At 66.8% G+C, this 12,027-nt stretch carries 10 protein-coding genes; 4 read left to right on the forward strand and 6 right to left on the reverse strand.

Going from position 1 to position 12,027, the window contains the following annotated elements; translation table 11 throughout:
* The 3 genes from QP413_RS05820 to QP413_RS05830 form a co-directional block, all read right to left on the reverse strand.
* On the reverse strand, positions 1-777 hold the full coding sequence (locus QP413_RS05820; protein WP_015381925.1) for an exodeoxyribonuclease III: 777 nt from the start codon (positions 775-777) through the stop codon (positions 1-3).
* Positions 778-875: 98 nt separating this feature from the next.
* A complete protein-coding gene (locus QP413_RS05825; protein ID WP_012360958.1) occupies positions 876-2,042 on the reverse strand; it encodes an N-acetyltransferase in 1,167 nt (388 codons plus the stop codon).
* Positions 2,043-2,060: 18 nt separating this feature from the next.
* Complete coding sequence (locus QP413_RS05830) at positions 2,061-2,732, reverse strand: peptide deformylase (protein ID WP_041628521.1); 672 nt, start codon at positions 2,730-2,732, stop codon at positions 2,061-2,063.
* Positions 2,733-2,783: 51 nt separating this feature from the next.
* Between QP413_RS05830 and QP413_RS05835 the strand changes: the two genes are divergently transcribed.
* The 3 genes from QP413_RS05835 to QP413_RS05845 all read left to right on the forward strand — a co-directional run bounded on the left by QP413_RS05835 (position 2,784) and on the right by QP413_RS05845 (position 5,555).
* Positions 2,784-3,026 carry a DUF3263 domain-containing protein gene (locus QP413_RS05835; protein ID WP_015381924.1) on the forward strand — a complete coding sequence of 81 codons (243 nt, stop codon included), beginning with the start codon at positions 2,784-2,786 and terminating at the stop codon, positions 3,024-3,026.
* Positions 3,027-3,099: 73 nt separating this feature from the next.
* Positions 3,100-4,242 (forward strand): LytR C-terminal domain-containing protein, encoded by a 1,143-nt coding sequence (locus QP413_RS05840; RefSeq protein WP_284781069.1) that lies wholly within the window; start codon positions 3,100-3,102, stop codon positions 4,240-4,242.
* A 128-nt stretch (positions 4,243-4,370) separates the two neighbouring features.
* Positions 4,371-5,555 (forward strand): glutamate--cysteine ligase, encoded by a 1,185-nt coding sequence (locus QP413_RS05845; RefSeq protein ID WP_284781070.1) that lies wholly within the window; start codon positions 4,371-4,373, stop codon positions 5,553-5,555.
* Positions 5,556-5,692: 137 nt separating this feature from the next.
* Here the strand turns inward: QP413_RS05845 and QP413_RS05850 are convergent, their stop codons facing one another.
* From QP413_RS05850 to QP413_RS05860, 3 genes are all read right to left on the reverse strand, one after another.
* Complete coding sequence (locus QP413_RS05850) at positions 5,693-6,292, reverse strand: hypothetical protein (RefSeq protein ID WP_012360954.1); 600 nt, start codon at positions 6,290-6,292, stop codon at positions 5,693-5,695.
* Positions 6,293-6,658: 366 nt separating this feature from the next.
* A complete protein-coding gene (locus QP413_RS05855; RefSeq protein ID WP_284781072.1) occupies positions 6,659-8,560 on the reverse strand; it encodes a carboxylesterase family protein in 1,902 nt (633 codons plus the stop codon).
* 4 nt (positions 8,561-8,564) lie between these two features.
* Complete coding sequence (locus tag QP413_RS05860) at positions 8,565-9,977, reverse strand: dipeptidase (protein ID WP_246821301.1); 1,413 nt, start codon at positions 9,975-9,977, stop codon at positions 8,565-8,567.
* A 219-nt stretch (positions 9,978-10,196) separates the two neighbouring features.
* Between QP413_RS05860 and groL the strand changes: the two genes are divergently transcribed.
* Positions 10,197-11,831: a chaperonin GroEL gene (gene groL / locus QP413_RS05865; protein WP_284781073.1), complete on the forward strand. Its 1,635-nt coding sequence runs from the start codon at positions 10,197-10,199 to the stop codon at positions 11,829-11,831.
* The last annotated feature ends 196 nt before the right edge of the window (positions 11,832-12,027 follow it).

Genomic DNA, 12,027 nt, shown 5'->3' on the forward strand with positions numbered 1-12,027 from the left:
TTAGACGGTGTAGTCGATGATGACGGGTGCGTGGTCGGACGCGCCCTTGCCTTTGCGCTCGTCTCGGTCCACGCGCCCGGCCTCGGGTGAAAGCCCGCGGGCATACTGCAGGTCGATGCGGATGCCTTCGTTCTTCTGGAAGCGCATGGCCTGGTAGTCCCAGTAGGTGTACTGGTCGGCGATGAGCTCCGTGGCCTGGGTCAGGCCAGCATCCTCCAGCGCGGTCAGCCGCTTGCGCTCGTTCGGGGTGACGTGGGTTTTGCCCTCGAACCAGCTGCGGTCCCAGACGTCCTCGTCACGGGGTGCGATGTTGAAGTCGCCGGTCAGCACCAGCTTCTCCGCGGTGCCGTCCTCCCCGGTGGTTTTCGCGTAGGACGCCAACGCGTCCAGCCAGGCCAGCTTGTAGCTGTAGTGCGGGTCGCGGATTTCCCGGCCGTTGGGCACGTAGAGGCTCCACACCCTCACACCGTTGCAGAGCGCACCGATGGCGCGGGCCTCCTGGTGCTGTACAGCGTTGAGGTCCTTATCGAAGCCGGGCTGGCCGAATTCGGTCTGCACGTCCTCCAGGCCCACCCGGGAGAGGATGGCGACCCCGTTGAAGGAGTGCAGGCCGTGGTGGGCCTGCTCGTAGCCGGTGTCGCTGAAGTCCGGGAACTGCTTGTCCGTGCACTTGGTTTCTTGCAGGCACAGGACGTCCACGTCGGAGCGTTCCAGGAAGGCTCGGACCCGGTCTTCGCGGGTGCGGACGGAGTTGATGTTCCACGTGGCGATACGCATAGATGACAGCCTACTGAAGCCTGCGGACAGCCCCTGCACGGTGGGGCAGCCTCTTCGCCCTCTTTGTTGTGCGGCGGCTGCCCGCCCCGCGCCCGGGGTTAGTCCAGCTGCAGGCTGCGGTGCCGGTGGTGCTCGGAGAAGCCCAGCTCGTGGTACAGCCCCCGGCCCGCGGTATTGGTCTCGATGACCTCCAGGTAGGCCTCTGCGGCGCCGTGCCCCGCGCCCCAGTGCAGCAGCACTCGCCCCAGGTAGGTGGCCAGGCCGTGGCGTCGGAACTCTGGCAGGACTTCCACCGCGGAGTAGCCCAGGAAGGAGCGCCCGGCCTCGGTGGTGGTGATTGTCGCGCGGGTGATCGCGGCCAGGGTCCCGCCGATGCGGACCTGCGCGAAGCCCAGTGTGCCGTCGATGCGCTTGCGCAGCAGCTCCAGGGCATGTTCGGGCAGCGGTTGGCCGCGGAAGTGGTAGCGGGAGAGCCACTCCTCGGTGGGCTGGTCCAGCACCTCGATCTCCAGGGTCTGGCCCGCGAAGTTGGGGTGCACCAGGCCCGCGTCACCGCTGAGCGCCGGAGCCTCATCGAGATCTTCCAACTCCCGGGTCATGACGATAATCTCCGGCCCGCGCGTGCCCTCCAGGTTCTCTGCGGTCCGCCCGATGCGGTCCGGCACCATGAGGGCAGCGGGCAGCTCGTGCTTGGCGTAGAAGGCCTTGATTCCCTCCACCGGCACCGGTTGCAGCGCTGCATTGGGGCCAAGTGGCACGGCGGTGTTGGAGCGTTCGGTGATTCCGTCGCCCGCGCGGCACAGCCAGCCCTCCACCCAGGTGTTCTCGATGCCGGGAAAGGCGTGGGCGATGGCTTCCTCCACCGCCCGGATGTCGCTGTTGCGCACCGGCTTGGTGCTCAAGGTTTTCAGGACGACGACGCTGCCCGCCGCGATCTCCACCGGTTCCTGCGCTGCAGTGTTGGGCTCCCGCTTCCGGGGTGCGGGGCGGACGACCAGCGGATCCACGCTGAGCAGCGTGCCAATGACGTCGCTGACCTCCGGCCGGCCAGACTCGGCGAGTCGGCCCGTCACCCGGCGCACCACGACCCGCACGCCCGGGCGTACCGATACCGGGTCGGTGCGGCGGGAGAGCGGGAAGTCCAGGCCGGGGACGCGCCGGGCGCCGGCGGCCGCGGCGACGAGGTCGGTATCCACCTCGTGGGGCGTGGTCGCGTTGTCAGCTGCGGCGGCAGTCCCTGGCTGTTGTGCGGAGTGATCCTTCATGGGGTGGCTAGCTAATCCTTAAGCTTCGGCCGAACCGGCGTCGTCGTGACCGAAGGGATCCTTATCGACCCCCGGCAGCCAGGTCCGGTTGCCTTCGACGTTCCAACCCTCGGCCTTGAAGGCCTTCTTCGCGGCGCGCTTGTTCCGGCCGATGAGGGTGTCGGTGTAGAGGAATCCGTCCAGGTGGCCGACCTCGTGCTGCAGGCAGCGGGCGAAGAAGCCGTAGCCTTCGACGGTCACGGGCTCGCCGTTTTCGTCGATGCCGGTCACGCGCGCCCAATCGGCGCGGCCGGTGGGGAAGGAGTAGCCGGGGACGGAGAGGCAGCCTTCCTCGTCCTCGTACTCATCGGGCATGGTTTCCGGGATCTCGCTGGTTTCCAGCACCGGGTTGATGACGGTGCCGCGGCGCATCGGGCCACCCTGGGCAGCGATTTCTTCCTCGGTGCGCTGCTCGCCGTTGGGGCCGTCGATGTCCGGGCAGTGGTAGACGAAGAGCCGCTTGGCGACCCCCACCTGGTTGCCTGCCAGGCCAACGCCGTGGGCGCGGTCCATGGTTTCGTGCATGTCCGCGATGAACTTCTTGAATTCCTCGGTGGGGACGCCGTTGGCGTCGAGGTCTGGTTCCCCGACCTTGTTGGTGGGGTTGTGCAGGACGGGATCGCCAGCGATGACGATGGGCAGAACAGTCATGGCGACCATTTTAGGGTGCGTGGCGTTCAAGGGCCGAAGTGCACTAGCTTTATGAGCATGCCAGCCTCCGTGAATCCCGAAAACTCTGCTCTGAGTGAGCGGGAGCGCGCCATGCTGGAGTTCGAGCGGCAATGGTGGCGGCACCCGGGGGCGAAGGGGGAGGCGATCCAGGATCGCTTCGGGGTGAAGCCGGTGCGCTATTTCCAGCAGCTGAATCGGTTGATTGAGAAGCCGGAGGCCCTGGACTTCGATCCGGTGTTGGTGCGCACTCTGCTGCGCCGCCGGGAGGAGTGAGTACCCCGGAATAGCGCGGGTTTCTCGGCGCGCCGTTCCCGTGGCGGGTGTGACTGTAGTTAAGATTTGTGTTGTGACTGATTCGAATCGACCACGCCATTCCCTCGACGACAACTTCGACGACGACCGCCCCCTCAACCTGGAGCCGCAGCACGGCGCCCACCAGGGCCCGGTCGACGCTGAGTTTGAGGACGCGGAATACTCCGACTACGACGCGGACGGCTATGACGCGGACGGCTACGAAAGCTACGACGATGGCTATGCCGAGTACGAGGATTACGGCGACGATTACGCCGAGCACGGGGACTACGCCGAGTACGACGAGTATGGCGATGAATACGCAGAGTATGAGGACGACGAGGACGAGTCCGCCGCTGCGGCCCAGCGCCACCACGAGGCGGGGCGCCGCCGCATCGGCGGGGCCGCGGTAGCTGGTGCGGCCGGTGTCGGAGCAGCTGGCGCTGGTGCTGGGTCCGCGGGTGCAACGGCAGATGGGGCTGGCGCCGGTGCCGCCGCTGGCGAGCCCGGTGGCCAGGTTGGTGCGGAGGCCCGCTCCGGCCAGGGTCTGCCGCTGCGCGGCCTGGCCATGGTGCTCATCGCCGTCGCGATCGCACTGATCGCTTGGGGCGCGGTCAGCTTCGTCAACGGCGGCGATTCCAAGGACGGCACCGTCCAGGCCGGCCAGGGGGACGAGGACACCAGCAACCTGAGCCCTGCCGAGCAGGCGCGCCTGGCCAAGGAAAAGGAAAACGCCGAGCGTCAGGCTGCCCGCGACAAGGCCGCCAATGATGCAAAGGCTGAGGAAGCAAAGAAGGCGGAGGCCGAGAAGAAGGCCGCCGAGGAAGCCGAGAACGCCGAGAACCAGGGAGCGCTGAGCGACAAGGACCGCGAGGCCACCCACGTCACCGTCCTGAACAACTCCCCGATCGAGGGCCTGGCCGGGCGCACTGCCGACGGCCTGCGCGGCGAGAAGTGGGACGCGAAGTCGATCGGTAACCTGCCGGATTCCGCGTACGTCTTCCGCGAGTCCGTCGTGCTCTACCCTGCCGGGGACGCGAAGGCGAAGGCCGCCGCCGAGCAGATCGCCAAGGAGCACGGCCTCGAGGCCCGCGAGCGCAACCGTGAGATCGACGATTCCCTCCGCGACGTCCAGCTTCTGGACGGCCCGCCACCGGGTGCGGTGATTGTTGTCACGGTGAATGACATGTCTCGCTAGGCGATCTGCAAGGATAGGGGGATAGAACGCGCCGGGGTTCCGCGCCCCGGCTTTAAGCGATAGCCGCGCCACGCAGCACCGCCGAATATGACAGCCGTGCTGTACCGAGCGAAGGGATGATTGGGCCGATGGACTTTCCCGGATCTGAACCCACCGTTGGACTCGAGTGGGAGGTCGCCCTCATCGACCCGGAGACTCTGGACCTGGTCCCCCGGGCTGGCGAGCTGCTCGACCTCATGGATGAGGTCTACCCGGGCCACCGCGTGACCCGCGAGTTTATGGCCAATACCGTGGAGATGGTCACCACCGTTCACGGGAACATCCCCGCTGCCGTGGAGGACCTGCGCGAGCAGCTGCTGCAGCTGCTGGACTGCGCCGACCGCATCGGCGTGCAGCTGTTCTCCGCGGGCACGCACCCGTTCACCAACTGGGGCGACCAAGAGATGAGCGACAAGGGCAGCTACCGGGAGATCATCGAGCGCACCCAGTACTGGGGCCGGCAGATGATCATCTGGGGCATCCACGTGCACGTCGGCGTGGGCTCGAAGGAGAAGGTCTGGCCGATCATCAACGCGGTGATGACGCACTACCCGCACGTGCTGGCGATGTCGGCCTCCTCCCCGGCGTGGGAGGGCCTGGACACCGGCTATGCCTCGAACCGCACCCTGCTCTATCAGCAGCTGCCGACCGCGGGCATCCCTTATCAATTCGCCTCCTGGGACGAGTGGGAGGAATTCAACCGCGATCAGGACCGTTCCGGCGTGATTAACCACACCGGTTCCATGCATTTCGACGTCCGCCCGTCCAAGTACGGCACCATCGAGGTTCGCTTTGCGGATTCCACGATGGCGATCTGGGAGGTCGCGGCGATCAGCGCGTACCTGCACTGCCTGGTCGTGTACTTCGAGCGGATGTACGACGCAGGCGAGGAGCTGCCGAGCCTGCAGCAGTGGCACGTGGCGGAGAATAAGTGGCGCGCTGCCCGCTATGGTCTGAAAGCGCTGATCATCACCGATCGGGAGACCACGGAGCGGATGGTCACCGACGAGCTGCGCCGGTGGGTGGAGGAGCTCTCCCCGCTTGCCGAGGAGCTGGGCTGCAAGGCTGAGCTGCAGGATGTGCTGCGCCTGATCGAGACGGGCGGGGATTATGCCCGCCAGCGCGCGGCAGCCCGCGCGGCCGGTGCCGCGCTGGAGCCGGGGGTGCGCACCCGAGGGGATGCGGGGGCCGAGGAGGGCTTCACCCAGCCGAGGGCGTGGCGCGCGGCGGTGGAGCTGACGGCGCGCACGCTGCGGGAGACCGCCCGGGACTAGAGCGCACTAATTCGCACAGCACAGCGCCCGCGGCTGCCACTGAGGAGTGGCAACCGCGGGCGCTGAAAGCACTGGTGAGGCGCTGGGGTTTTTGGATTTTTGAGGCCGTCGCGTGGCCTTGTTATAGAGCTCTTGCTTTAGCGGCGGTGCAGCAGCGCTGCGGCGGAGCACAGCGCGTTGGCGATCGAGGTATCGCGGTCCGCACCGAAGCCCACGGCCCAGGTCCGCTTCCCGTTATGGGTGGCGAAGATGAAGGTCGCGGTGGCTTCGAAGATCTCGTACTGGTGGAACTTCAGGATCTCCACGGCCAGGTCGTGATCAGCCAGGATCTCGGACATTGCGGAGGATGCGCCCATCGCGGTGATGGACACCCGGGTGCCCTGCTGGTCGGCGCGCAGGCCGCGGATGCTGATCTCGTACTGGCGCTTGCCCGCAGACTTCCGCTGGGAGCGCAGCTGCTCCACCTGGATGTCGTTGGGGGAGTAGGAGCGCCGGAAGGTCTTCCAGTCCATGCCGCGGGCCTCGCCGCGCATCGCCTTGGGCAGTCGCTGCCCGAAGCGGGAGCGGAATGGGTCCTCGGCGAAGGTGCGGGTGCGCTGGCGGCGCTTCTGGATGCGCGTCTGGGTTTGCGCGTTGAAGGTGATGGAGTTGGAGCGCAGCGCCGGGGTGGTGGTGTAGCTCTTGTGCTCTCGGCGGCTGGTCTCCGGCTTCGCGAAGCGAATCAGTGTGGTGCTCATGGTCACTCTTCCTCGTTGTGGTCGGTCCTGGTGGCGCTTGGCGGTTGTGCCTGTGCGCCGGTTGTTCGGTTCGTGGACCGACTCTTAAGCGTGTGCGCTTGTTACCCCGGTGGTGGAGGGGTCAGTCCGCGCCTCCACCCGGGTTGGGTACTCGCTTAAGAAGAATTGTGATCATGGGCATGAATATATCCCTTTCCTTTCACCCCCGCGAGTTGTTCAACAGCTTTTAGGCCCAAATGGGGGTGCAATAGGTGGGATATGCTATCTCATAATGTGAGACGCGACCCGGGGTGTTTTCCCACGGACCGCGTCCCTGTTTCTCGCCTGTCCTTATATTGAGGACGTCACCAGCCTCACGCCTGGCGCTCAGACCTGCGGGATATGCAGCTTCTCCCAGGCCTTCCATCGCGGGGAGGGCTCCAGCAGTTGGTTCTCCTCGCCGCTATCGAAGCGCTTGCCGTCGAAGACCTGGATGTGGCGGGCTGGGTCGGCCCCTTCCGCAGTAGTCGCCTCAGCGCTCTGCGCTGCGGCTCCCACAGCGTCCGTGTCACCCCGGTAACGCTCGAAGCCCGGGTCGAGGTCGTGGAGGAACGCCCGCCAGCGGCGCAGCATGGCCTCGCTGGTGCGGTTCATCTGCTTCGCCCCGCCGAGCGCGAGGGCGAGCTTGCCGCGGCTGGTATCCACCCGGCGGAACAGCAGCGGCAGGTCGAGGGCGTGGGTCGCGCCCATGCCGCTGAGCTCCAGGGAAGGGGTGGTCATGTCCAGCCGGTAGAACCACACCTTGCCCGTGGGGTGCTGCTCGGCCAGCAGATAGGCCGGGGCCACGAAGATCGCGTGCCCGGTGAACTCACCCACGGCGGAGCGGCGCTGAACACCCTTGTAGTGCTGGAGGAGTTCGTCGACATCCGTGCTCACGTGCCCGGCGAGCGCGACGGTGCGCGACCACTGGTGCTTGGTGCGCAGCGGCTCCCAGCGCATGAGGCGGTACTCGTCGCGGTTATAACCCACTAGCAGGGGCAGGTCGCGCTGCGCACCCTTGGCCAGCGGATGCTTGGGCAGCAGGTCGCCATCCACGATGGGGGCGAAGGGCCCGGAGACCCCCGGTGCGTAGCGGAGGTTATGGGCCACGAGGGCCTCGGTGATCTCGCCCAGCTCGGTGGCGGTGGCGTCGAAGAGGTCATCGACGCTGAGGCCGCCGGTCGCGGTGGCGGGTTCGGCGCCAGTGCCGGCGTCCTTGTGCTTGTCTGTGTCCTTGCTCTTAGCCTCAGCCTTAGCTTTTTCCTTATCGACGAGCCCGCGGATCCGGGCGAGCTCCACCATTGCCTGCTCGCGCCAGTACTTCGCATTCTCCGGCGTGTGCACCATTGCACCTGCGGGCGACTGGGCGATCGCGCCGGCGATCACGCCCTCCAGGGCCGGGCTGGTCATCAGCGCGGTGACCATCGCCCCGCCCGAGGACTCGCCGAAGATCGTGATGCGCTCCGGGTCCCCGCCGAAGGCGCGGGCGTTGGCCTGGATCCACTTCAGGGCCTCGATGATGTCGGAGAGCCCGGCGTTGGTGTCGATGCGCTCGTCGTCGAAGCCTTCACCGAAGAAAAGCTGGCCGAACATGCCGAGCCGGTAGTTCACGCCCACGTAGATGGAGTCGGTGGCCTGCGCGAAGTGCTCGCCGGAGCGCTGCGGATCGGCCGCAGACCCGTGGACGTTGCTGCCACCATGGAGGTGAACCGCGATGGGTCGGCGCGCCGTGGCGTCGATCGCGTGCTCCTTATTAATAGGGGCTGGTGCGTCGCCCGCGTCCGTGGCAGGTTCCGCGCCCGTAGCAGTGTCCACGTCCGTGGCGCTGTCCGCGTTCGTCGTGTTGTTGCCCCGTGCCGTACCGCGCGGCACGACGACGCTCAGCCACAGGCAGTCCTCGGAACCGATCCAACCGGTGGCCTTGTTGCGGAACTGGTAGCAGTACTCGCCGTCCGCGCGGGCCTCGAAGGTTCCCTCCCAGGGTTCGATGGGCTCGGCGCGGCGGAAGCGGCGGGACCCGATGGGTGGCTGGGCGTAGGGGATGCCGCGGAATGCGGCAGTACCGGTTTCCGCGTGCCCCTTCACCGCGCCGGTGGTGGTCTGGACGGTCCAGAAGTCACCGGGCGCGGGGGAGCGCTGTGCCGCGCCCGCCTGTCCGGTACTTTCCTTCTTTTCAGCGCCGCCCATCTTTCCTGCACCACCCGCGTTCGCGGGCGCCTTCTTCGCCCCGCCTGCTACCGATTCCGCCATTGCGCTAGTTCACCTCAGCTGCCGTGCGGGCGAGGAAGAGCAGCTGTGCCGCACCGACGGAGTGGATCTCAGTCGGGTCCACGGACTCATCCGCGGAGTGGATGCGGGCCTGCGGCTCGGCCAGGCCGTAGAGCGCCAGCTCCGCGCCCGGGTGGGCGGAGAGCAACTTATTGGTCAGCGGGATGGAACCGCCGGAGGCGACCTCCGCGATGTCCATGTGCTCCTTGCCGGAAGCCGCGGCGTAGGAGTCACCCAGTGCGCCAGCCAGGCGCTGCAGGGCCGGGCCGGTCAGGTCAGCGCTGAAGGGCTCGGCCAGGGACTCGCGCTCGATGCTCATCTTCGCGTTCGGGGCGTGCTTTTCCAGGTGGGCGACCAGCAGGTCCTGGCACTCCTTCGGCTCCATTCCCGGTGGCACGCGCAGGCTCACTACGGCCGCGGACTCGGCCGGCACCGCGTTGACCGCGTCCTTGACCGGCAGTGCGTCGATGGCGGTGACGGTGATCGCCGGGCGGGCGACGGTGAGGTCATTCGGATTCAAGCCCTGGTCGGCGCCGTAAACCTCCACGCCATCGAGTACGCCGGCGTCGCGGCGGAAGGTGGCCTCGTCCGGGCCCACGCCCTCCCAGGTGGTGCTCGGCGCCAGGCCCTCCACGGCGACCAGGCCCTTCTCGTCGTGCAGGGTGCTGAGCAGCTTGATCAGCTCCACGGTCGCATCCGGGGCGGCTCCGCCGAACTGGCCGGAGTGTAGCGGCTGCTCGAGGGTCTGCAGGCGGACGGTGACCGCCGCGGAGCCGCGCAGGGCGGTGCAGAGGCTCGGCACGCCCACGGAGTCGTTGCCGGAGTCCGCGATGAGGAACACGTCTGCGGCGAAGAGCTCCGGGCGCTCGGCCAGCAGGTTCTCCAAGCCGTAGCCGCCACGCTCCTCGGATCCCTCCACGACAACCCGGATGCCGACCTTGTTCAGCACCGGGTACTGCTCGGCGAGCTCGTTGAGGGCGCGAAGGGTGCCCAGGTGCATGCTCACGGAGCCCTTGCAGTCCGCGGTGCCGCGGCCGTACCAGCGGCCGTCGCGCTCGGTCAGGGTCCATGGGTCGGAGCTCCAGGCATCCATGTTGCCGGCGGGCTGGACGTCGAAGTGGCTGTACAGCAGGACGGTGGGGTAGCCGTCCTCCGGCTCCCGAAGGCCGATGACGGACTTTGATCCGTCGGAGGTGGGGTAGGCCTCGACGGGAACCCCGACCTCCCGGAACTGGCGCACGACCCAGTCGGCGGCGCCGTCGTTGTGCTCGTCGAGCTCAGGCACGGAGTGGATGGACTGGAAAGCGATGAGTTCGGTCAGCGCGTCCTTAATAAAGGGCAGTTGTGCCTCGAGGGCTGCGCGGGCCTCGTTCGGGGTAGGGATTGCGTTATTTGTCATGGGATCCAGGGTAACGCTTTTCCGAAAGTTGCGAGCCTTGCACTCAAGGGGTGCGAGTGCTAAAAACGGTGTTAGCACTTGCACTGGTTGAGTGCCAGATAAAAGAACGATCGAGTTCAGTGAGGACGGGTGGAGCGGCACTTGCCCGTCCGTGCCGTCGCGGGCGCTGGATTCGACCCGCATGTGTCGCACCAACTCTAACGGAGGATCTGAAGCCTAATGGCGAAGATGATTGCATTCGATGAAGAGGCCCGCCGCGGTCTTGAGACCGGCCTGAACACCCTGGCTGATGCCGTCAAGGTCACCCTGGGGCCGAAGGGTCGCAACGTAGTCCTCGAGCGCAAGTGGGGCGCACCGACGATCACCAACGACGGTGTGACCATCGCTCGCGAGATCGAGCTGGAGGATCCGTACGAGAAGATCGGTGCGGAACTGGTCAAGGAGGTCGCGAAGAAGACCGACGACGTCGCCGGTGACGGCACGACCACCGCTACCGTTCTGGCTCAGTCCCTGGTCCGCGAGGGCCTGCGCAACGTGGCTGCCGGCTCCAACCCGATGGGCATCAAGCGCGGCATCCAGGCTGGTGTCGCGAAGGTGACCGAGCACCTGCTGGCCAACGCCAAGGAGATCGAGACCCAGGAGCAGATCGCCTCCACCGCTGGCATCTCCGCTGCGGATGAGGAGATCGGCAAGCTGATCGCCGAGGCTATGTACAAGGTCGGCGATGGCCAGCTGAACAAGGACGGCGTGATCACCGTCGAGGAGTCCAACGCTTTCGGCGTGAACCTCTCCGTCACGGAGGGCATGCGCTTCGATAAGGGCTACATCTCCGGCTACTTCGCCACCGACATCGAGCGTGGCGAGGCTGTCCTGGAGGATCCGTACATCCTGCTGGTGAGCTCCAAGATCTCCAACGTCAAGGATCTGCTGCCGCTGCTGGAGAAGGTCATGCAGTCCGGCAAGCCGCTGCTGATCGTGGCTGAGGACATCGAGGGCGAGGCGCTGTCCACCCTCGTTGTGAACAAGATCCGTGGCACCTTCAAGTCTGTTGCTGTTAAGGCTCCGGGCTTCGGCGACCGCCGCAAGGCTCAGCTGCAGGACATCGCGATCCTGACTGGCGGCCAGGTTATTGCCGAGGAGGTCGGCCTGAACCTGGAGACCGCCGACCTGCCGCTGCTGGGTACCGCCCGCAAGGTCGTTGTCACCAAGGACGACACCACCATCGTCGATGGCGCTGGTTCCAAGGAGCAGCTGGAGGGTCGCATCAAGCAGATCCGCCAGGAGATCGAGAATGCCGACTCCGACTACGACCGCGAGAAGCTGCAGGAGCGCCTGGCGAAGCTCTCCGGCGGCGTGGCCGTCCTGCAGGTCGGTGCCGCCACCGAGGTGGAGCTCAAGGAGCGCAAGCACCGCATCGAGGACGCCGTGCGTAACGCGAAGGCGGCTGCCGAGGAGGGTATCGTCCCGGGCGGCGGCGCTGCACTGGTGCAGGCCGCGCACGTCCTGGAGGACAACCTGGGCCTGGAGGGCGACGAGGCAACCGGCGTGCAGATCGTGCGCGCTGCCCTGGCCGGCCCGCTGAAGCAGATCGCCCGCAACGCTGGCCTGGAGCCGGGCGTTGTCGAGGATAAGGTCAACAACCTGCCTGCCGGCGAGGGTCTGAACGCTGCCACCGGCGAGTACGTGGACCTGCTGGCTGCTGGCATCTCCGACCCGGTGAAGGTCACCCGCTCTGCACTGCAGAACGCTGCCTCCATCGCTGGTCTGTTCCTGACCACCGAGGCTGTGGTTGCGGATAAGCCGGAGCCAGACGCTCCAGCTATGCCGGACGCAGACGCCATGGGCGGCTTCTAAACGCCCGCAAGCTAAGCCCCGCTGCTGAATCCTAGGGCTCGTTTGGGCTCCTTGCGCCCCCGCTTGAGGGGGAGGGGTATTAAAGGCCTCCCGTTGGGAATCTTGGTGATTCCTGGCGGGAGGCCTTTGTGCGTTCTGGGGTGCCGATGGGGTAGGTCGGGGAGGGGTCTCGCCTTAAGCGGCTGAGCCGCCCCAT

This window comes from Corynebacterium sp. UMB4614, from assembly GCF_030217065.1.
Classification (GTDB): domain Bacteria; phylum Actinomycetota; class Actinomycetes; order Mycobacteriales; family Mycobacteriaceae; genus Corynebacterium.